This window comes from Streptomyces sp. NPDC054813 (assembly GCF_053611365.1).
The window spans coordinates 12721-34384 of the sequence record NZ_JBSHAF010000042.1 but is presented as its reverse complement, the minus strand read 5'-3'; the positions used below and the strand labels follow the sequence as shown (position 1 = coordinate 34384).

Sequence of the window (21664 nt, the reverse complement as noted above, 5' to 3'; positions counted from 1 at the left end):
CACTTCGCAGTCGCTTTCCGGCCACCTAGTGTCGATGACCGTCACCCACCGGCGAGACCCCCGGCGAAGGAGGGCCCTGTGGCCGTCGACTACGCAGTGATCGTGATCTATCTGGCCGGCATGCTGGCCATGGGCTGGTGGGGCATGCGCCGCGCCAGGTCCAAGAGCGACTTCCTGGTGGCGGGCCGCCGCCTGGGTCCCGCCATGTACTCCGGCACCATGGCCGCGATCGTCCTCGGCGGCGCCTCCACCATCGGCGGCGTGGGCCTCGGCTACCAGTACGGCCTCTCCGGCGCCTGGATGGTCTTCACCATCGGCCTCGGGCTGCTGGCCCTCTCGGTCTTCTTCTCGGCCCGGATCGCCCGCCTCAAGGTGTACACGGTCTCCGAGATGCTGGACCTGCGGTACGGCGGCCGGGCCGGCGTGATCTCGGGTGTCGTGATGTGGGCGTACACCCTGATGCTGGCCGTCACCTCGACCATCGCGTACGCCACGATCTTCGACGTCCTCTTCGACATGAACCGGACGCTCGCGATCGTCATCGGCGGCTCGATCGTCGTCGCCTACTCGACGCTCGGCGGCATGTGGTCGATCACGCTCACGGACATGGTGCAGTTCGTGGTGAAGACCATCGGCGTACTGCTCCTGCTGCTGCCCATCGCGGTGGTCAAGGCCGGCGGCTTCTCCGAGATGAAGGCCAAGCTGCCCACGACGTACTTCGACCCGCTGGGCATCGGTGGCGAGACGATCTTCACCTACATGCTGATCTACACGTTCGGGATGCTCATCGGCCAGGACATCTGGCAGCGCGTGTTCACGGCCCGGGGCGACCGGACGGCGAAGTGGGGCGGCACCGTCGCCGGCACCTACTGCCTGGTGTACGCCCTCGCCGGCGCCGTGATCGGTACGGCCGCCAAGGTGCTGTACCCGAAGCTGGGCAGCCCGGACGACGCCTTCGCGACCATCGTCAAGGACGAACTCCCCATCGGGGTGCGGGGGCTGGTGCTGGCCGCCGCCCTGGCCGCGGTCATGTCGACCTCCTCCGGCGCGCTGATCGCCTGCGCGACCGTCGCCAACAACGACATCTGGTCGCGGATCCGGGGGAAGGGCAGGTCCGGTGACCATGACGAGGTGCGGGGCAACCGCGTCTTCATCCTGATCATGGGCGTCGGGGTGATCGGCACGGCCATCGCGCTCAACAACGTCGTCGAGGCGCTGACCGTGGCGTACAACCTGTTGGTCGGCGGCCTCCTGGTGCCGATCCTCGGCGGGCTGCTGTGGAAGCGCGGCACGGTCCAGGGCGCCCTCGCCGCCGTGACCGTCGGCGGCCTCGCGGTGATCGGCCTGATGGCGGGTTACGGCATCCTCGCCAACGAGCCCGTCTACTACGGCCTCCTCGCCTCCCTGGCCGCGTATGTCGCCGTCTCCCTGGCGACCAGGCCGACCGACGCGGCCGTGCTGGCCAACTGGCGGGAACGGCTCGCGGGCCGCGCAGCTCCCGAACTCGTGTCCGAACCGGTCCCGGCCGCCCAGTAAAGTCGTAGACAGAAGCAGTACATACGCGACGAAGCGTAGGAAAGAAGGCATGACCTCATGAGCAGCAACGAGACACCCCGCGGCCCCGTCGACTCCTCCCGCATCCCGCGGTACGCCGGTCCCGCGACCTTCGCCCGGCTGCCCCGCCTCGACGAGGTCGGTACCGCCGATGTCGCGGTGGTGGGCGTGCCGTTCGACTCCGGTGTCTCGTACCGGCCGGGCGCCCGCTTCGGCGGCAACGCCATCCGCGAGGCGTCCCGGCTGCTGCGCCCCTACAACCCGGCCCAGGACGCGTCCCCCTTCGCCCTGGCGCAGGTCGCGGACGGCGGGGACATCGCCGTCAACCCGTTCAACATCAACGAGGCGGTCGAGACGATCGAGGCGGCGGCCGACCAGCTGCTCGGCACCGGCGCCCGGCTGATGACCCTGGGCGGCGACCACACCATCGCCCTGCCGCTGCTGCGCTCGGTGGCCAGGAAGCACGGCCCGGTCGCCCTCCTCCACTTCGACGCCCACCTGGACACCTGGGACACCTACTTCGGCGCCGAGTACACCCACGGCACCCCGTTCCGCAGGGCGGTCGAGGAGGGCATCCTCGACACCTCGGCCCTCTCCCACGTCGGCACCCGCGGCCCGCTGTACGGCAAGCAGGACCTGACCGACGACGAGAAGATGGGCTTCGGCATCGTGACCTCGGCGGACATCTACCGCCGGGGCGCCGACGAGGTGGCCGACCAGCTCCGCCAGCGCATCGGCGACCGCCCGCTGTACATCTCGATCGACATCGACTGTCTGGACCCCGCTCACGCCCCGGGCACCGGCACGCCCGAGGCCGGTGGTATGACGTCCAGGGAACTGCTGGAGATCCTGCGCGGACTCTCCTCCTGCAACCTCGTGTCGGCGGACGTCGTCGAGGTGGCCCCCGCGTACGACCACGCGGAGATCACGTCGGTGGCGGCCTCGCACACGGCGTACGAACTGACCACGATCATGACCCGACAGATTGCCGAGGCTCGTTCGAAGTGACCCACGACCACGACCTGGTACTCCGCCCGACGGAGGCGCAGACGGCCGCAGCCCTCGACCCGCCCGCCGGCCGCAACGGCGGGGATCTGGTCGTGGAGACGCTGGCCGGGCTCGGCGCGACGACGGTCTTCGGACTGCCCGGCCAGCACGCCCTCGGCATGTTCGACGCCCTGCGCCGCTCGTCGCTGCGCTATGTCGGCCTGCGGGTGGAGAACAACGCGGGCTTCGCGGCGGACGCGTACGGCAGGATCACCGGCGAGGCGGCCCCGCTGCTGCTGTCGACCGGCCCCGGCGCGCTGACCTCGCTGGCCGCGCTCCAGGAGGCGGCCTCGGCCTCCGCGCCCGTGCTGGCGATCAGCAGCCAGATCCCGACGGCCGGCCTCGGCGGCGGCCGCCACGGCTACCTGCACGAACTCCCGGACCAGTCGGCCTCCTTCCGCGGCGTGGTGAAGTCGGTCCACACCGTCCGCACCCAGTCGCAGATCCCCTCCGCTCTCGCGGCGGCCTGGAAGTCGGCCCTCTCCGCCCCGCACGGTCCGGTGTGGGTGGAGATCCCGCAGGACGTGCTGCTGGCTCCGACGCCGCTCCCGGTGGTGACGGCGATGGACGCCACCCCGGAGGAGCTGCCGCCGCGCCCCGAACTGACCGCGGTGGCGGCCGACCTGCTGTCCCGCGCGGCCCGCCCGGCGATCATCGCCGGCGGGGGAGTGGTACGGGCGGACGCCTCGGGCAAGCTGCGGCAGCTGGCCGAGACGCTGAACGCCCCGGTCGTCACCACCTTCGGCGGCAAGGGCGCCTTCCCCTGGCACCACCCGCTCTCCCTCCAGTCCTGGCTGGAGGACCGCCACACCACGGACCTCCTGGAGGACGCGGACGTCCTGCTGGTCGTGGGCTCGGGCCTGGGTGAACTCTCCTCGAACTACTACACGTTCAAGCCGCGGGGCCGGGTCGTCCAGATCGAGGCGGACCTCGGCAAGCTGGAGTCCAACCACCCGGCGCTCGGCATCCACGCGGACGCCCGGCTCGGGCTCCAGGCCCTGCTGGAGACGGTGTCGCCCCGCGAGGACGACACGGCCGCGGGCCGGGTACGGGACCTGCTGTCCCGCGTCTCGGAGCGCATTGCCGCCCAGGAACTCACCCTGGAACAGGACGTGTTGGCGGCGGTCCGCCGGGCCCTGCCGCGGACCTCCCCCTCCTTCTGGGACATGACGATCCTGGCCTACTGGGCATGGTCGGCGTTCGACCCTCAGGGCACGAACCTCATGCACTCGGCCCAGGGCGCCGGCGGTCTCGGCTACGGCTTCCCGGCGGCGCTCGGCGCGGCCGCGGCCGACCCGACCCGACCGGTCCTCGCGGTGTCCGGCGACGGCGGTGCCCTCTACTCCATCGCGGAACTGGCGACGGCGCGGCAGCACGACCTCCCGGTCACCTGGCTCATCGTGGACGACGGCGGCTACGGCATCCTGCGCGAGTACATGACGGGCTCCTTCGGCGAGGCCACGGCGACGGAACTGGCCCGCCCCGACTACGTGGCCCTGGCGGAGTCCTTCGGCGTCCCCGGCGTCCGCACGACCCCCGAAACCCTGGAGACGGACCTGGCGAAGGCCCTGGCCGCACCGGGCCCCTCGGTGGTCGTGCTCCCGGCACTGCTGCGGATGTTCGCGCCGACGCATCTGGGCTGAGTGCGAAGTGCCCCGGGCAGGCCGCCCTACCGGCCGGCCCGGGGACGGTGACCGGTTCAGCAGGCGCCGGCGCCCACCCCGTCGATGCGGCCGCCGAAGTCGCCGAGGTACTGGGAGCGCCAGTCGCCGTTGAAGACGTCGCGCTTCTCGGTCGGGGACCAGTTGACGAGGCAGGCACGGGTGGAGGCGACGAAGGAGCCGACGTGGTCGTGGAGGCCCGGCGGCATGTCGCGGTATCCGCTGCGGGCCGTCCACTCCCAGTAGTCGCCGCCGAAGCCCTCCCCGCTCCAGAAGCACACCGAGCCGTCGGGACAGGAGGGGGCGGCGGCCTGCGCGGAGGCGCTCTGCGCGGGCACCACCAGCGCGGTCAGCGCGAGCGCGGCGGCGAGGGACCAGGTACGAAGCTTCACGGGACTCTCCGTAAAAGGGAGTTGGGGACGCCCCGGAGGAACTGCCGGGGCGCCCCCATGCTCCTGGGCGATCACACGGACACGCCCGAGTCCAAGATCGACTTCACCTGTGTGAGGTAAGTAGTAGGACCGGCTCTCCTACCAGATCGCGTCGACCCACTCCGGGTGGTCGATGAACGGGTTCCGGTTGTGCTGGTAGGTGCTGTAGATGACGTCGTTGCGGTTCTCCTCGAAGGAGTCCGGCGGGTCCTCGTCGTTCCACTGCTTGAGGACCGAGAGCTTGCCGATGTACGGGTTGGAGCCGTTGTTGACCTTGTCGTCGGGCTCCAGGTTCGCGAACCCGTCGTCGCCCTCGTAGCGGACGGCCATGTAGAGAATCATGCGGGCCACGTCGCCCTTGACCGCGTCGCGCGGCTCGAAGGAGTCCGAGTCGGCCTTGCTGCCGCCGCTGTTGGTGAAGGTGGAGCCGCCCTCGTCGAAGTCGAGGTTGCCGCGCTTGCCGTTGACCGCCACGTCCTCGGGACGGATGTGGTGCAGGTCCGTGCCGGGGCCGGTGGACGTGGTGAGGTCGCCGTGCGAGATGGCCCACACGTGCTCACGGTTCCAGTCGCCGCTGTCACCGCCGTTGAGGGTCTTGCTGCGCGAGATGCCCGAGTACAGCAGGATCACGTTGCTGCTGTTGTTCGGGTCCTGGTCGGTCTTCTTCAGGGCGTCCCACAGGGCCGAGTACGACAGCTTGGTGACGTTCGCGCTGATGATCGTGTGCAGGGACGACTTGAGGCTCGTCCCTGACTTGCCGATCGCGTTCTTGTAGTACGTCGAGTCGTACGCGGTCGTCGTGGCGGCGGCCGGAGTCGCCGTCAGCGCCGGGGCGGTCAGGCCGACCAGGACGGCGGCGGTCGTCAGGGCCACCGACTTCCAGCGCCGGATTCGTGTCGCCAGCATAAAGAGTTTCCCATCTACGCGGGTTGATGAGGCGGCAAGAAGGAGGGTGACATGAACATGAGGACGGCGCGGTGAACGGGACGTAAAAAGAGACCCCCGACCGTGTGGTCGGGGGTCTCTTCGGGTGTCGGGATACGTCAGCTGACGTCCGACGGGTCGAGCCGGTAGAGCGTCGAGGTGGACGAGGAAGACGAAGAAGACGAAGTGGACGAAGATGTCGAGGACTTGGAGTTCGAGTTCTCCGTCGTGCCCGTGCTCTTGCTGTACGCGCTCTCCTTCACCGCCGTCCCGTTCTTCTGCACCCAGCTGGTCACTTCGGAGCTGAGCGTGTTGTTGCCGCCCATGCCCATACCGCCGCCGCCGACCTGGATGTAGTGCAGCTTGCCCGCCTTCACCAGTTCCTTCAGCTTGGCGACGGTCATCGCCTTGTCGGATCCGGTGAAGCCCCACATGGAGATCACGGGCTCCTTGGCGCTCAGCTCGATCTGGGACGCGGACTGGGAGTTGGAGACCGCGAGCAGCCAGGTGGCGCCGTCCATGTGCTTCTTCAGATAGGCGATCAGGTCGCTGCTCACGCCGCCGCCCATACCGCCGCCCATGCCACCGCCGCCGAAGCCGCCGCGCTGACCGGTGCCGCCGGCTGCCTCGCCGGTGCCGTTCGGCGGGGTGCCGCCCGCCTCGCCGGTGCCACCGGAGCCGCCGGCCGCGCCGCCCGGCAGCTCGCCGTTCGTGCCTCCGGGGAAGCCGCCGCCCTGCTGGGTGCCGCCGGGCGCCTGGCCGTCGGTACCGCCAGGACCGCCGGTGGCGCCGCTGCCGCCGGTCGCGCCCGTACCGCCGCCCGGCGCCTCGCCGTTCGTGCCGCCGGGGAAGCCGCCGCCCATCTCGCCGCCGGCCTCGGCGTTCTGCCCGCCCGGGAAGCCGCCCCGGTTGCCGCCGCCACCGCCGGGACCGCCGCCGAAGCCGCCGCTACCGGTCGAGGGGCCGGCCGTCGGGTTCGTACCGCCCATGCCACCGCCGCTGGAGCCGCCGAACGGGTCCGCCGCCGCGTATGCCGTCGGACCGGCCAGCGCCGCGATCACGGCCGTCGCCACCGAGGCCGTGAGGAGGCGGGCCCGGTTGCCGGACCGAAAAAGGATCATGCCCACGATGCCGGCCACCGTCAGGACGCCGATCGTCGGCCACAGCCAGGTGTTCCAGCCGGAGGCGCGGCGGAGCAGGACGATCGCCCAGATGCCGGTCACGCCGAAGGCGGCCGGGAGGACCCAGATCCACCGTTTGTCGGTGCGGAACGCGTGCAGCAGCATCACGCCACCGCCGCCGCACAGCGCCGCGATGCCGGGGGCCAGTGCGGTCGTGTAGTACGGGTGCATGGTGCCCTGCGCGGTCGCGAAGATCACGTAGTGCAGGAGGGTCCAGCCGCCCCACAGGATCAGCGCCATCCGGCGGAGGTCGGTGCGGGGAGCCCGGCCGCACAGCACCAGGCCGCCGATCAGGGCGATCGCGGAGAAGGGCAGCAGCCAGGAGATCTGGCCGCCGAGGATGTCGTTGAACATCCGGCCGAGACCGGCGGAGCCGGAGAAGCCGCCGCCGCCGCCTCCGCCCCCGGCGCCGTTGCCCTCGCCGCCGAAGACGCGGCCGAGACCGTCGTACCCCATGATCAGGTCCCAGGCGGAGCCGTCCGTGGAGCCGCCGATGTACGGGCGGTCGGAGGCCGGGACCAGGGAGACGGCGATCGCCCACCAGAAGCTGGAGACGGCCAGCACGACCGCGGCGAGCGCCAGGTTGACGATCCGCTTCACCCACGGGGCCTTCGACGCGTACAGGTAGAGCGCGAAGACGGCCGGGAGCGCGATCCAGCCCGCGAGCAGCTTGGTGTTGAAGGCGAGGCCGAAGCAGGCCGCCGAGCCGAGCAGCGGGAGCAGCTTCTCGTCACGGGTGGCGCGGAACGCCAGCGCCGCGCCCGCGACCATCAGGAAGACCAGGATCGTGTCGGGGTTGTTGTCGCGGTTGATCGCGACGGTGATCGGGGTCAGCGCGAGCACCAGCGCGGCGACGGTCGCCGCGCCGTGGCCCCAGATCCGCTTCAGGTTCGCGTGCAGGATCCAGATCGTGCCGAGGCCGGCCGCGACCTGCGGCACCATCATCTGCCAGGTGCCGAAGCCGAAGATCCGGCACGACAGGCTCATGACCATGGTCGCGAACGGCGGTTTGTCGACGGTCAGGAAGTTGCCCGGGTCCAGGGAACCGAAGAACCAGGCCTTCCAGCTCTTCGTACCGGCCCAGATGGCGCCGCTGTAGAAGGTGTTCATGTTGGAACCGGAGAGGTTCCAGGAGTAGAGCACCGCCGCCAGGACCAGGATCGCGATCAGCGCGGGCAGCGACCAGCGCGGTGCCTTGTCCGGCAGGGGAGCCGCGGGGGTCGCCGTGGGCGGCGCCCAGTCGGGGGACACGGTCGTGGGGGGAATGGGATCGGTGGCAGATGTCACCAGCCCACCATGCAGACGGCCGATGGGTGAGGGCTGTGCCGATCCTGGGCGCAGGCTGTGGGTGCGTGAGATATGGGTAAGAGGCGGACGGTGTTGCCGACGCCGGAGGTGAACACGCGCTCCAGGACGAGGAGACGGCCGTCGGGGAGGGCCTGGACCTCGGGGACACCGAGGGTCGGGTCGTCGGTGCGGTAGGCGTACCGGAGACCCGCTCGTGAAAGGTGGGGTCAGGGTCGGGCCACCCGCCGGTCCGGGGCCGGATCACGGCACGACCACGGTCGGGTCATGGCCGGAGCGCGCTCCCGCCATGACCCGAGCGGGCTCAACTCGCCGCCAGGTCCTTGTGGATGGCCTTCGCGATGCCCTGGATCGTGGTGATCCCGTAGTTCATGGTGCTGTTGTCGTGGGTCAGCACGGTCATCATGTAGTCGTGGCCGCCGCCCTTGAAGGTGCCGAGACTGTGTACCCGCCAGCCGTGCGTGGAGCGTTGCAGCCAGCCGTTCTTGACGTGCACGGAGACCCCGGAGGGGGCGCCGTACGGGGTGCCCCAGCGCTGGGACGAGACGACCTGCCCCATCAGCTTCTGGATGTACGCCCGTGAGTTGTCGCTCAGGACCGTGTTCTTGGCGGTGATCAGGGTGAGCAGCCGCTGCTCGTCGTGGACGTCGATCTGGGTGAGACCCCAGTAGCCGTTGGCGCCCGGGGTGGTCTGGGTCATCCCGGCGGCGGTCAGGAACCCCTTGATCTTCGTCAGGCCGAGCTGCTTCCACAGTTTTGTGGTCGCGTCGTTGTCCGACTTGGTGATCATGGCCTTGGTCAGCGATGCCTCGGTGGCCGTCAGATAGCGGTTGTGCTTCTTGGCGTCCCACAGCAGCGTGGCCAGCACGGTCACCTTCACGGTGCTCGCCGAGTCGTAGTGCGTGGTGGCCCGGAGCGTGCAAGTGGTCTTCGTGGAACGGTCGTAGAGGCCGACGGCGATGGTCCCCCTGCGGTTCGCCATCGCCGCCGTGATGTCCTTCTTCAGCTTCGCGGCCAGGCCCGTCTTCGCGGACGTGCAGCTGACGGTGGGAGCGGCTGCCGAGGCGGGTGCGGCCACCCCCGCGGTGAACGCGGCCCCGCCTGCGATCGCCACCAGCACCTTGGCGCGTCTGGATATCCGGTGAGTCATACCCGGATTGACTCGCGAGTTCGCACGAATGGTTGTACGGGCGGGGGAGGGTTTGACTAGTCGTTACCGGCGCGCCGACGGCGGCGGTGCCGCGTCACCGCGGCTGTCGCGGCCGTGCCGCCCGGGTCAGAGGTCGAGGACGGTCTCGGTGGCCGGTGTGCTGCAGCAGACGAGGACGGTGCCGGGCTCGGGGAGTTCGAGCGGCGGGGTGGTGTAGTCGACGTCGCCTGTCACCAGGGGGGTGACACAGGTGTGGCAGACGCCGGTGCGGCACGACCAGCGGGTCGGGACGTCGCAGGCCTCGGCGAGGTCGAGGAGCGAGCCGTGGGCGGGGGACCACGGGGTGGAGACGCCGCTGCGGGCGAAGGTGACGAGGGGGCCGGTGCCGGGGGGACCGGACGGCTGGTGCGGCCGGACCGCGGCGGTGGGGGTGACGCCGGGGTTGACGGCGGCGAGCGCGCTGAAGCGTTCCGTGTGGATCCGCTCGGGGCGCAGACCGTGAGCGCGCAGCAGGCCGCCGAAGTCGTCCATGAAGGCGGTGGGTCCGCAGAGATAGGCGTCGGTATCGGCCGGGACGCCCAGGGCGGCCTCGCCGATCCGGTACCGGTCGCCGATGCACACCTCGTCGTCGGGCAGGCCGTCGACGGTGAAGTTCTCCCCGAAGCTCCCGAAGGTCAGGTCGTCGCGGCCGAGCTGCTTGCGCCAGTACCGGTAGGACTCCAGCTGGTAGACGAGCACGGCCCGGATCTCGCCGCCGTGCACGGAGGACGACCACGAGGCCGGGTTCCGCCGGCCGGAGGGACGGCGGCCCAGGTCCGTGGACCGAGTCCCCTGCGACCAGCGACCGAGTTTTTGTTGCGGAGGGATGAAATCCGGTTCCGTCCGTGTTGTGGCGATGCGGAAGATCAGGGCAAACGGAGGGCGGCCGCGTGACAGCGCAACAGGGGGAGCAGCAGGGCTGGGCGCGCAGGCTGGCGGGGTATGCCTGGCGGCACCCCGGGGACGTCGTCCTCGCGCTCGGGTCCTCGCTGGCGGGTATGGCCGTGCTGGCCTTCGTACCCCTGATCACCAAGGTGATCATCGACGACGTGATCGGCGGTCACAGCCGCGCCATGGGGCCCTGGGCCGGCGCCCTGATCGGCGCCGCCGTGCTCGTCTACGCGGCCACCTACGTCCGCCGCTACTACGGCGGCCGGCTCGCCCTCGACGTCCAGCACGACCTGCGGACCGAGATGTACGCCACCATCACCCGGCTCGACGGACGGCAGCAGGACGAGCTGTCCACCGGCCAGGTGGTCGGGCGGGCCACCAGCGACCTCCAGCTGATCCAGGGCCTGCTCTTCATGCTGCCGATGACCATCGGCAACGTCCTCCTCTTCCTGATCTCCCTCGGCATCATGGCCTGGCTGTCGCCGCCGCTCACCCTGGTCGCCCTGGCCGTGGCCCCGGCCCTGTACTGGATCGCCAAGCGCAGCCGCAGCAAGCTCCACCCCGCCACCTGGTACGCCCAGGCCCAGGCCGCGGCCGTCGCCGGCGTGGTCGACGGCGCCGTGAGCGGCGTCCGCGTGGTGAAGGGCTTCGGGCAGGAGAACCAGGAGACCGGCAAGCTCCGCGAGGTCGGCCGCAGGCTCTTCGCCGGGCGGCTCCGCACCATCCGGCTGAACAGCAGGTTCACCCCGGCCCTGCAGTCCGTCCCGGCCCTCGGCCAGGTCGCCATGCTGGCGCTCGGCGGCTGGCTGGCCGTCCGCGGTCACATCACCCTCGGCACCTTCGTCGCCTTCTCCTCCTACCTGGCCCAGCTGGTCGGCCCGGTCCGGATGCTCGCCGTGGTCCTCACCGTCGGCCAGCAGGCCCGCGCCGGCACCGAGCGCGTCCTGGAGCTGATCGACACCGAGCCGACCCTGAAGGAGGGCACGAAGACCCTGCCGGCCGACGCGCCCGCGACCGTCGAGTTCGACGACGTGTCCTTCGGGTACCACCACGACCGCCCGGTCCTGAAGGGGCTGAGCTTCGAGATCCGGCCGGGCGAGACCCTCGCCGTCGTCGGCTCCTCCGGCTCCGGCAAGTCCACGGTCTCCCTGCTCCTGCCGCGCTTCTACGACGTGACCCACGGCGCCGTCCTGGTCGGCGGCCACGACGTCCGCGAGCTGACCTTCGACTCGCTGCGGGCGGCCATCGGCCTGGTCCCGGAGGACTCCTTCCTCTTCTCCGACACGGTCCGCAGCAACATCGCCTACGGCCGCCCCGACGCGACCGACGAGGAGATCCACGAGGCCGCCCGCGCCGCCCAGGCGGACCGTTTCATCGCCGAGCTGCCCGAGGGCTACGCCACCAAGGTCGGCGAGCAGGGCCTCACCCTCTCCGGCGGCCAGCGCCAGCGCGTCGCCCTCGCCCGCGCCCTGCTCACCGACCCCCGGCTGCTGGTCCTGGACGACGCCACCTCGGCGGTCGACGCCCGCGTGGAGCACGAGATCCACGAGGCGCTCAAACACGTCATGCGCGACCGGACGACCCTCCTCATCGCGCACCGCCGCTCCACCCTCAACCTCGCCGACCGCATCGCCGTCCTCGACGGCGGCCGGCTCGCCGACATCGGCACCCACGAGGAGCTCCAGGAGCGGTCCGCGCTCTACCGCCGGCTGCTCACCGACCCCGACGAGCTGGGCGGCGTCTCCCCGGGCCACGCCCTCCCCGCCGTCCCGCACGAGGACACGTCCGTCAGGGACGAACTGGACGCGGAGTTCGACGCCGAGCGCGGCGTGACCCCGCGCCTGTGGACCGGCGACCGTACGCCCAGGGACCTCGCCCTCGCCGGCACCCCGGCCACCCCCGAACTCCTCGCCCAGGTCGACGCGCTGCCCCCGGCCACCGACACCCCCGACATCGACGAGGCCCGGGCCGTACGGCCCGAGGACTCCTACGGTCTGCGCCGGCTGCTGCGCGGCTTCGGGCGCCCCCTGCTCGTCAGCCTCGCGCTGGTCGCCGTGGACGCCGGCACGGGCCTGCTGCTGCCGGTGCTGATCCGGCACGGCATCGACCAGGGCGTCACCAAGATGGCGCTCGGCGCGGTCTGGGCGGCCTCGCTGCTCGGGCTGGTCGCGGTACTGGCCCAGTGGGCGGCCCAGATCGGCGAGACCCGGATGACCGGCCGCACCGGCGAACGCGTCCTCTACTCCCTCCGCCTGAAGATCTTCGCCCAGCTCCAGCGGCTCGGACTCGACTACTACGAGCGGGAGCTGACCGGCCGGATCATGACGAGGATGACGACGGACGTCGACGCCCTCTCCACGTTCCTGCAGACCGGCCTGGTCACCGCCTTCGTCTCCGTCGTCACCTTCTTCGGCATCATGGTCGCCCTGCTGGTGATCGACGTACAGCTCGCGCTGGTCGTCTTCACCACCCTGCCGCCGCTGATCGTCGCGACCTTCTTCTTCCGCCGGGCCAGCGTGAAGGCCTACGAACTCGCCCGTGAGCGGGTGTCGGTGGTCAACGCCGACCTCCAGGAGTCGGTGTCGGGCCTCAGGATCGTGCAGGCCTTCCGGCGCGAGCAGGACAGCGGCCGCCGCTTCACCGAGCGCAGCGAGAGCTACCGCGCGGCCCGTCGCAGGGGCCAGTTGCTGATCTCGGTCTACTTCCCGTTCGTGCAGCTGCTGTCGTCGGTGGCCGCGGCGAGCGTCCTGATCGCGGGCGCCCACCGCGTCGAGGCGGCGACGCTGACGACCGGCGCGCTGGTCGCCTACCTCCTCTACATCGACCTGTTCTTCGCCCCCGTCCAGCAGCTCTCCCAGGTCTTCGACGGCTACCAGCAGGCCACCGTCTCCCTCGGCCGCATCCAGGAACTGCTCCGCGAGCGGACGTCGACACAGGCGGCGGACCAGCCGAGGGAGGTGCCCGAACTCCGGGGCGAGATCGCCTTCGAGGACGTGCACTTCGCGTACGGGGCCGATGAAGAGGCCCTGGGCGGCATCGACCTGACCATCCCCGCCGGGCAGACGGTCGCCTTCGTCGGCGAGACCGGCGCCGGCAAGTCCACCCTCGTCAAGCTGGTCGCGCGGTTCTACGACCCGACGGGCGGCCGGGTGACGGTCGACGGCAGGGATCTGCGCACCCTGGACCTCACCGCGTACCGCCATCGCCTCGGGGTCGTTCCGCAGGAGGCCTACCTCTTCCAGGGGACCGTCCGGGACGCCATCGCCTACGGCCGCCCGGACGCCACCGACGCCGAGGTGGAGGCGGCGGCCCGCGCGGTCGGCGCCCACGAGATGATCGCCACCCTCGACGGCGGCTACCTCCACGAGGTGGCCGAGCGCGGCCGCAACCTCTCGGCCGGCCAGCGCCAGCTGATCGCGCTGGCCCGCGCGGAACTCGTCGACCCCGACGTCCTGCTCCTCGACGAGGCGACGGCGGCCCTGGACCTGGCGACGGAGGCCCAGGTGAACCTGGCCACCGACCGCCTCGCGGGCCGTCGTACGACCCTTGTGGTGGCCCACCGGCTGACCACGGCCGCCCGCGCCGACCGCGTGGTGGTCATGGACCACGGCCGGGTCGCCGAGGACGGCACCCACGACGAACTCCTCGCCCGCGACGGCCGCTACGCCGACCTGTGGCGCACCTTCATCGGCCAGTCCGAGGAACCGGAGGAACCGGTCGGCGCCACCCGCTGAGCCGCCGACGTCGTGACCTGCTGTGGTCCAGGGCGGGTCATGCGGTCGCTGACGGTCGTGCAACCATCCGACATATGTCGTGCGTCCGTACATCAGTACGGTCATGGCTGGGGCACAGCTGCGGTGCGGTGCGGGAGGGGACGACTGTGGACAGTGGTGCGATACGGCGGCGGCTGGCGCTCGGTGCGGCCGTGCTGGCCGCCTCCGGGGCGCTCGCCCTCGTGGCGCCGGCCGAGGCCCAGGCCGTGACGGCGGCCGACTGCGCCGGACGCCAGGTGCGGACCCTGCCCTTCGCCACCGGCACCGTGCACATCTACCGGCAGGGCGGCTACGTCTGCGCGATCACGCTCCCCAAGTCGTCCGGCGGCAAACGCATGATGTCCGTCAGCGTCCAGGCCCGCGGCAACCGGCCGGTCGTCGACAAGGGCAAGTACAAGTACCACGCGGGCCCGGTGACCGTGCACGCCGGGCACCGGTGCATCTGGGTCAAGGGCGCGGTGGGGCGGAGCTCGGTCAGCTCGGGATGGATCCTCTGCTGACGCCGTGACCGGTCGCCGGTGCTGACGCTGTGACCGGTCGCCGGCGTCGTGCGGATCACCTGTGCGGCCGAGGCCGACACGGAGCGTTCACACGCGGCGGGCGCAGCCCACCGGCCGTTCGCCGCCGAGCCGGACGTACAGGGCCGTCGACGCCGGGCACCCGTCCCGCGCGGTCACCGCCCGCACCACCTCGTACTGCGGCTTCCGCTTTCCCGAGCCGTCGCAGGCGGTCTCCCGGACCTGGCCGTGGCCCGAGCCGTAGACGCAGTCGCCGACGATCGTGCGCGGTCCACCGCCTCCGCCGGGGTCCCCGGGATGCGGCGGCTCCAGGTTGCGCATGCAGGCGTAGCCCTGAGGGATCGTTCCGTCACCGTCCACGTCGCCGCCTGTGCGCTGGGCGCTGATGTGCAGCACGAAGTCGGTGGTGGCCGGGCACGCCGGGCCGGCGGCGACCGTTCCGTCGTACCGGGCGACGACCCGGGCCGCCGCCCGTTCGCCGGTGCAGGGCACCTCGGTGAAACTGGCGGTCCCGAACGAGCTGCACTCGTCGACCGCGAGGAACCGGGCGCCGTACCCGGAGGCCGCCGGACTCGCCGCCGGCCGCGCGCTGCCCGCCGGTTCCCCGGACGAGGACAGCCGGCACCCGGCCGACAGCAGGGTGACGGCGAGCGTCACCAGCACCCCCGCGAAACGTCTGCTCCTCATACCAACCCCCCTGCCAGCGTGGCCCGCGATCACGGCCCACGCCAGCTGTGCGGGATGCTTTCCGCCTATTGGGGGTGTTACGCCCGATCCGTTACGTACGTCTAGTACGTCAGCCCATGGCCGATCGGGTACAGCACCTGCGCCGGATCGTCCGCCCGCTGCACCGGCACCGGCAGCCTGCCGCGCGGCGCGACCCGGCCGGCGATCACCCGGGCCGCGGCCCGCAGTTCGACGTCCGTCCAGGAGTAGGACGCCAGACAGGCCCGCACGGTGGGCAGTTGGGCGATGTCGTACGGGTTGCGCACGGCCACCGCCACCACCGGCCGGCCGGTCGCGAGCAACTGCTCCACCAGCCGCCGCTGTCCGCTGTCCGCCGTCACGTTGTACGTCCCGACGACCACCGCGTCCACGCCCTGGGCCGCCGCGACCGCCTTGTCGATCGTCGCCGCGGACGGTTCCGTACCCGTGGCCAACGAGGTCGCGGTGAAGCCGAGTTCGGTGAGGGCGGCGGCGAGCACGCCGGTGGGCGGCCCCGTCGTACCGGACGGGGAGGCCGGGTCGGCGCCCACCACCAGCACCCTGCCGTGCGTGCGGCGGGACAGCGGGAGCAGCCCGCCCTCGTTGACCAGCAGGGTGGTGGTGCGCTCGGCGATCCGGTCGGCGGTGGCGAGGTGCCGGGCCGTGCCCACCACCCGGTCGACGTCCTTGGCGTTGACGTACGGCCGGTCCAGCAGCCCCAGCCGGGACTTCAGCCGCAGGATGCGCAGGACCGACTCGTCCAGCCGCGCCTCGGTCAGCTCCCCGTCCTGAACGGCTTTCAGGACGGCGTTCCAGGCCACCTCCAGGGTGGGCGGGTTGAGGAGCTGGTCGACCCCGGCCTTCAGGGCGAGCACCGGGACCCGGTCGTCGCCGTACTTCGTCCGCACGCCCTCCATGCCCAGCGAGTCGGTCACCACGACCCCGTCGTAGCCGAGTTCACCGCGCAGGATGCCGGTGAGGACCGGGTGGGAGAGGGTCGCCGGGTCGCCGGAGCCGTCCAGCGCCGGGAACTGGATGTGCGCGGTCATGATCGAGTCGATGCCCGCCTCCACCGCCGCCCGGAAGGGGGCCGCGTCCAGCTTCTCCCACAGCTCCCGGCTGTGCGTGATGACCGGGAAGCCGGTGTGGCTGTCGACGGCGGTGTCGCCGTGGCCCGGGAAGTGCTTGGCGGTGGCCGCGACCCCGGCGTCCTGGTATCCCTGCACCTCGGCGGCGACCAGCGCGCCGACCGCGTCCGGGTCGGCCCCGAAGGACCGTACGCCGATGATGGGGTTGGCCGGGTTCACGTTGACGTCGGCGTCGGGGGAGTAGTCCTGCCGGACACCCATCGCCCGCAGCTCGGCGCCGGAGATCCGGCCGAGGGTACGGGCGTCGGCGCGCGAACCGCACGCTCCCATGGCCATCGCGCCCGGGAAGAGGGCCGCGGGCGTGCCGATCCGGCAGACGGCGCCGTGCTCCTGGTCGGTGGCGATGAGCACGGGGAGGCCGCGCGGCTGGTCCAGGGAGGCCTTCTGGATGCCGTTCGACAGTTCGGCGATCTGCCGCGGGTCCCGGGTGTTGTGCGTCCAGGTGAAGTAGATGATCCCGCCGACGCGGTACCGGGCGATCAGCTCGGCGGCCGTACGGACGCCGATCTCCTCGAGGTTGGCATCGATGTCGGCCTGGTCGGGGGCGGTGGCGGAGTGGCCGTAGACCCGCATCACGAACAGCTGGCCGACCTTCTCCTCAAGGGACATACGGGAGATGAGCGAGCGGAGCTTCTTGTCGTCGGCGTTCCGGTGGCCGGCGTTCTTGTCGTCGGAGCCGAAGGCGTACGCGCTGTTGCCGACGGTCAGTCCCGCGGTGACGCCCGCGGTCGCGGCGAGGACGGTGCGTCTGGAGGGCACGTGCGCTCCTTCCGGTGGAGAACCGGCTGAAGGAAACTTCCGTAGGCACACCAATATTCGGGAAGTTTCTTTCCGTCAAGGGAATGCACAGTAACCAGAAAGGGGCCGCCATCGGCGCATTGGAGGGGGGCACGTCGATGGCGGCGGGCCGGCGGCCGTGGTGCGGCGGAGAGGGTAGGTCGGGCATCGCAGCCAGCAGCGAGGGCCGACACCGCACCACGGAGACTCTTCCGACAGCCTGAGGGTTGGACGGACCGGAAGGAGGCAGGGTTCCCGACTCAGGGAAGTCGGGACGGAAGGTATGCAAGGGACGTGAGTGAGGCGCCCCCTTCAGGGGCGCGGGGCCGTATCGGTATACGGCTCCGCCGGGTGGGCGCGATCGACCCCCACGGGCCCGCACACGACGAACAACCGCTTCCGCCCCGTGGACAGACATCCCCCGCTCCGGAAAACCGGCGATCATGAAGGGCATGCCCCTCGTCGCGATCCCCGGTTCCAAGTCCGTCACCGCCCGCGCCCTCTTCCTCGCGGCCGCCGCCGACGGAGTCACCACCCTCCTCCGCCCCCTCCGCTCCGACGACACCGAGGGCTTCGCCGAGGGCCTCACCCGGCTCGGCTACCGCGTCGGCCGTACCCCGGACACCTGGCAGGTGGACGGCCGCCCGCAGGGCCCCGCGCTGCCCGAGGCCGAGGTCCACTGCCGGGACGGCGCCACCACCGCCCGCTTCCTGCCCACCCTCGCCGCGGCCGGCCACGGCAGCTACCGCTTCGACGCCTCCGAGCAGATGCGCCGCCGCCCCCTCGCCCCGCTCACCCGCGCCCTGCGCGACCTCGGTGTCGACCTGCGGCACGAGGAGGCGGAGGGCCACCACCCGCTGCGCATCGAGGCGGCCGGGGTCGAGGGCGGCGAGGTCACCCTCGACGCCGGGCAGGCCTCGCAGTACCTCACCGCCCTGCTCCTGCTCGGCCCGCTGACCCGCAAGGGGCTGCGGATCCGGGTGACGGACCTGGTCTCCGCGCCGTACGTGGACATCACGATCGCGATGATGCGGTCGTTCGGGGTGGCGGTGGCGCGGGAGGAGGACAAGGGGGACGTCTTCGTGGTGCCGCCCGGCGGCTACCGGGCCACCACCTACGCGATCGAGCCCGACGCCTCCACCGCCAGTTACTTCTTCGCCGCGGCGGCCGTCACGGGCCGCGAGGTGACCGTCCCGGGGCTCGGGCGGGGCGCGCTCCAGGGCGACCTGGGCTTCGTCGACGTACTGCGCCGGATGGGCGCGGACGTGGAGATCGGTGCCGACCGGACGACCGTCCGCGGGACGGGCCGGCTTCGCGGCCTCACCGTGAACATGCGGGACATCTCCGACACCATGCCGACCCTCGCGGCGATCGCCCCCTTCGCGGACGGCCCCGTCCGGATCGAGGACGTCGCCAACACCCGGGTGAAGGAGTGCGACCGGCTGGACGCCTGCGCGGAGAACCTGCGCAGGCTGGGGATCGGGGTCGGCACCGGCGAGGACTGGATCGAGATCCGGCCCGGCACCCCCGCCCCGGCCGGGATCACGACCTTCGGCGACCACCGCATCGTCATGTCCTTCGCGGTGACCGGCCTGCGCACGCCGGGGATCTCCTTCGACGACCCTGGGCGCGTGAAGAAGACGTTCCCGGACTTCCACGAGGCCTTCGGGGAGCTGGCCGCGGGGTGGGGAATCTCTTACGACGGCGCGGTGACCTCGGCGCTGTGACGTCGGCGCCTGACTTGGGCGCTGTGACCCGGGCGCTGTGACCTCGGCGTCCTGACCTGGGCGCTGTGACCTCGGCGCCTGACCTGGGCGCTGTGACCTCGGCGCCGGGGGCCTACCGCTCGCGGCGGCCGGTCGTTCCGTTCACGCCGACTCGTTGAGCAGGCGTGCCAGGTGGTCCCGGCCCGCCGTCAGCAGGCCGGGCAGCGGGGCCGCCGCCTCGTACCAGCGCTTCTCGTACTCCCAGCACAGCCAGCCGTCCCAGCCGTGCCGGGAGAGCACCTCGACACACTCGGACAGGGGCAGGACCCCGGCACCGAGCGGCAGCGGGGTGGTGTCCTCGGCCGAGGCGATGTCCTTGACCTGGACATAGCCGAGGTGCGGGGCGAGCGCCGCGTAGGTATCGGCGGGCTGCTCGCCGCCCAGCCAGGTGTGCATGACGTCCCAGAGGGAGCCGACCATGCGGTGGCCGACCGGGCCGAGGATGCGGATCGCGGCGGCGCCGGTGCGGTGCGAGTCGTGCGTCTCCAGCAGGACCCGGACACCGAGCGCGGAGGCGTCCTCGGCGACCGTGCCGAGCCGCCGGGCGGCGGTCGCGTCGGACTCGGCGGTGGGCAGCGCCGGGTCGGCGCCGGGGAAGACACGGACGAAGGAGGCGCCCAGGTCGTGCGCCAGCTGGAGGAGTTGGCGCACCTCGTCGAGGACCGGGGCGTCCTCGCCGGGGGCCGCGACGCGCGCGTACCCGGCGACGCCCAGGACCTCCACCCCGGCCGCCTTGAACTCGGCGGCCACGTCGGCCCGTGCGGCCGGGCCGAGGCCGGGATGCACCGGCTCCTCCGGATGGGCGCGCAGCTCGACGCCGTGGTAGCCGTGGGTGGTGGCGAGCGCCAGCACGTCCGGCACCGGCAGACCGGGAACCCCGAGGGTGGAGAAGGCGAACCTCATGTCCACCAACCTACTTCTCAGCCACCGGTTCCGTGCAGGTCCAGTCGCCAGTCCTGTCCGACCAGGTCCTTGCCGAAGGAGCGGTGCGGCTTCTCGGCGCTGAGGACGAAACCGTGCCGCTGGTAGAGGCGGCGGGCGGCGGCGAGGACGTCGTTGGTCCACAGCACCAGGTCGCGGTAGCCGACCCCGCGCGCGAAGTCGATCACGGCGGTGACCAGCCGGTCCCCGATGCCCAGCCCCCGCGCCTCCGGTTCGACGAGCAGCAGCCGCAGCCGTGCGGTGCCCGGGGCGTCGTCCCGTACGCACATCACGCACCCCATGGGCCGCCCCGCCCACTCGGCGATCCAGACCCGCTCCAGGTGCGGGTCGTGGTCCTCGGCGTAGTCGGCGACGATCCGGGCCACCAGGCCCTCGTAGTCGGTGTTCCAGCCGTACTCGGACGCATACAGGGCGGCGTTGCGCTGCACGATCCAGCCCAGGTCGCCGGGGTGCGGCTCGCGCAGCACGACCTCGCCGGCGCCGTCGGGGGTGTGCGCGTCGCCGAGGATCGTACGGATGGTGCGCATGGCCTCGGCGAGCCGTGGCCGGGCACCGGGGTCGACGGCGCCCAGCAGCGAGCCGACCGAGTCCCGGGCGCGCTCGTCGAGCAGTTCGGCGGCGGACCGGCCGTCCGCGGTGAGCGACACCCGCCGCCGTCGCGTGTCCTTCTCGGAGGGGGAGCGCTCGACCAGGCCGGCCTCCTCGAACTTGTTGAGGATCCGGCTCAAGTACCCGGCGTCCAGCGCGAGATCGGTGCGCAGGTCGGCCGCGTCGGTGTCGGCGGAGTGCGCGAGCTCGTACAGCACCCGGGCCTTGGTGAGGGTGTACGGGGCGTAGAGGTGGCGGCCGTAGTCGAGGGCGCCGATGACGTTGGTGTAGAAGCGGTTGAAGGCACGGATGTCCTGGACGGTCATGGCTGGACCCCGATGGTTGACTGAGTCAGAGATGCCGCGCCTCCGAGGCTATCCCGGCACCCCGTCCGGCCGGAAGATGTCGGCCTGAACGGCGGTCCCGGAGGCTTTACTTGTTCTTCTTTGGCTGGGTTCGGTCCTGCTTTTGACTTCGTCACGCCCGCGCCGTAGGTTTATACATGAACGTCACTAATGTCCGTTTCAACCTAGGACGTGACGTGGTCCGCCGGAGAGCCCGTGCGGTGCGGAGAACCGGCATCAAGGGCGGCGGACGCGCTCAGGGCTGCGCGCAGGCTCTGGAGTGCACGCAGGGCGGCCTCGAGCGCCGCCGTAACACAACCACACCCTCGGAGAGGGGCGAATCATGCGCGCGCACACCACACGTATGAAGAGGGTCGCCATCGCTGCGATCTCGGCACCCATCCTGGCGCTTGCCGCGGGAGCCGGAGTCGCCAGCGCGGCCACCCACGCGGCGCCTGACCACGTTGTCGCGTACCAGGACAACGGCGGTGGCGGAGGCCACGGCGGCGGTGGCGGAGGCCACGGCGGCGGCGGCGGTCACGGCGGCGGTGGCGGTGGCCACGGCGGCGGTGGCTACGGCGGCGGCGATCACGGCGGCGGTGGCTACGGTGGCGGCGGTCACGGTGGCTACGGTGGCGGTGGCTACGGCGGCTACGGTGGCGGTGGCTACGGTGGCGGCGGCCACGGCGGCTGGGGCGGCTGGGGCGACGACGACAACTACGGCGGCTGGGGCGGCGGCGGCTGGGGCGGGGGCGGCTGGGACTGAGCCGAGCCACAGTGATTGACGCTCCCTGACAGCAAAGGATGGGTGGGGGGGGGCGGGGCGGGGGGGGGGCGCGGGGCGGGGCCGGGAAGACCGCGCGCGCCCGCGGCGCGCGCGCGGGGGGGGTGTGTCTCGTGTGTGGTGTTGAGTTTTGTGG

Annotated in this window: 16 protein-coding genes and 1 pseudogene; 7 read left to right on the top strand and 10 right to left on the bottom strand. The window is 71.7% G+C overall.

Going from position 1 to position 21664, the window contains the following annotated elements:
• The first annotated feature begins 78 nt into the window (after positions 1–78).
• From ACWGJB_RS46900 to ACWGJB_RS46890, 3 genes are read left to right on the top strand one after another with little or no spacing between them, the layout of a single operon-like run.
• Positions 79–1536, top strand: a complete 1458-nt coding sequence (locus tag ACWGJB_RS46900) for a sodium:solute symporter (RefSeq protein WP_453386155.1) — start codon at positions 79–81, stop codon at positions 1534–1536.
• Positions 1537–1593: 57 nt separating this feature from the next.
• Positions 1594–2562, top strand: coding sequence for an agmatinase (gene speB / locus ACWGJB_RS46895; protein ID WP_351734961.1), 969 nt, complete (start codon positions 1594–1596; stop codon positions 2560–2562).
• Positions 2559–4244 (top strand): thiamine pyrophosphate-binding protein, encoded by a 1686-nt coding sequence (locus tag ACWGJB_RS46890; RefSeq protein ID WP_453386154.1) that lies wholly within the window; start codon positions 2559–2561, stop codon positions 4242–4244. The genes speB and ACWGJB_RS46890 overlap by 4 nt, the downstream gene beginning before the upstream one ends.
• A 56-nt stretch (positions 4245–4300) precedes the next feature.
• On the opposite strand, the gene ACWGJB_RS46885 is transcribed toward ACWGJB_RS46890, so the two are convergent.
• The 6 genes and pseudogenes from ACWGJB_RS46885 to ACWGJB_RS46860 all read right to left on the bottom strand — a co-directional run bounded on the left by ACWGJB_RS46885 (position 4301) and on the right by ACWGJB_RS46860 (position 10015).
• Positions 4301–4654 carry a peptidase inhibitor family I36 protein gene (locus ACWGJB_RS46885; RefSeq protein WP_453386153.1) on the bottom strand — a complete coding sequence of 118 codons (354 nt, stop codon included), beginning with the start codon at positions 4652–4654 and terminating at the stop codon, positions 4301–4303.
• 138 nt (positions 4655–4792) lie between these two features.
• Positions 4793–5599, bottom strand: coding sequence for an endonuclease I family protein (locus ACWGJB_RS46880; RefSeq protein WP_453386152.1), 807 nt, complete (start codon positions 5597–5599; stop codon positions 4793–4795).
• Between the two features lie 137 nt (positions 5600–5736).
• Positions 5737–8085, bottom strand: a complete 2349-nt coding sequence (locus ACWGJB_RS46875; protein ID WP_453386151.1) for an ArnT family glycosyltransferase — start codon at positions 8083–8085, stop codon at positions 5737–5739.
• Positions 8086–8165: 80 nt separating this feature from the next.
• Positions 8166–8294: pseudogene (locus ACWGJB_RS46870) on the bottom strand (esterase-like activity of phytase family protein); the annotation flags it as partial.
• A gap of 113 nt (positions 8295–8407) precedes the next feature.
• Positions 8408–9253 carry a serine hydrolase gene (locus tag ACWGJB_RS46865; protein ID WP_453386150.1) on the bottom strand — a complete coding sequence of 282 codons (846 nt, stop codon included), beginning with the start codon at positions 9251–9253 and terminating at the stop codon, positions 8408–8410.
• Positions 9254–9379: 126 nt separating this feature from the next.
• Entirely contained in the window at positions 9380–10015 is a 636-nt protein-coding gene (locus ACWGJB_RS46860) for an MOSC domain-containing protein (RefSeq protein WP_453386149.1), read from the bottom strand.
• A gap of 167 nt (positions 10016–10182) precedes the next feature.
• Here ACWGJB_RS46860 and ACWGJB_RS46855 point away from each other — a divergent pair, with 167 nt between their 5' ends.
• Complete coding sequence (locus tag ACWGJB_RS46855; protein ID WP_453386148.1) at positions 10183–13917, top strand: ABC transporter ATP-binding protein; 3735 nt, start codon at positions 10183–10185, stop codon at positions 13915–13917.
• Positions 13918–14063: 146 nt separating this feature from the next.
• Positions 14064–14456, top strand: a complete 393-nt coding sequence (locus ACWGJB_RS46850; protein ID WP_453386147.1) for a hypothetical protein — start codon at positions 14064–14066, stop codon at positions 14454–14456.
• Positions 14457–14543: 87 nt separating this feature from the next.
• Here the strand turns inward: ACWGJB_RS46850 and ACWGJB_RS46845 are convergent, their stop codons facing one another.
• Positions 14544–15161 (bottom strand): hypothetical protein, encoded by a 618-nt coding sequence (locus ACWGJB_RS46845; protein ID WP_453386146.1) that lies wholly within the window; start codon positions 15159–15161, stop codon positions 14544–14546.
• Positions 15162–15262: 101 nt separating this feature from the next.
• Complete coding sequence (locus ACWGJB_RS46840; RefSeq protein ID WP_453386145.1) at positions 15263–17086, bottom strand: glycoside hydrolase family 3 protein; 1824 nt, start codon at positions 17084–17086, stop codon at positions 15263–15265.
• A 470-nt stretch (positions 17087–17556) separates the two neighbouring features.
• Between ACWGJB_RS46840 and aroA the strand changes: the two genes are divergently transcribed.
• Positions 17557–18831, top strand: a complete 1275-nt coding sequence (aroA, locus tag ACWGJB_RS46835; protein ID WP_453386144.1) for a 3-phosphoshikimate 1-carboxyvinyltransferase — start codon at positions 17557–17559, stop codon at positions 18829–18831.
• Positions 18832–18972: 141 nt separating this feature from the next.
• Here aroA and ACWGJB_RS46830 read toward each other — a convergent pair whose 3' ends face one another.
• Both ACWGJB_RS46830 and ACWGJB_RS46825 read right to left on the bottom strand, forming a co-directional pair.
• The gene (locus tag ACWGJB_RS46830; RefSeq protein ID WP_453386143.1) at positions 18973–19773 is read right to left on the bottom strand and encodes a sugar phosphate isomerase/epimerase family protein; all 801 of its coding nucleotides are present in this window, start codon (positions 19771–19773) and stop codon (positions 18973–18975) included.
• 17 nt (positions 19774–19790) lie between these two features.
• Positions 19791–20726: a bifunctional helix-turn-helix transcriptional regulator/GNAT family N-acetyltransferase gene (locus tag ACWGJB_RS46825; protein WP_453386142.1), complete on the bottom strand. Its 936-nt coding sequence runs from the start codon at positions 20724–20726 to the stop codon at positions 19791–19793.
• A 361-nt stretch (positions 20727–21087) separates the two neighbouring features.
• Here ACWGJB_RS46825 and ACWGJB_RS46820 point away from each other — a divergent pair, with 361 nt between their 5' ends.
• Positions 21088–21510: a hypothetical protein gene (locus ACWGJB_RS46820; RefSeq protein WP_453386141.1), complete on the top strand. Its 423-nt coding sequence runs from the start codon at positions 21088–21090 to the stop codon at positions 21508–21510.
• The last annotated feature ends 154 nt before the right edge of the window (positions 21511–21664 follow it).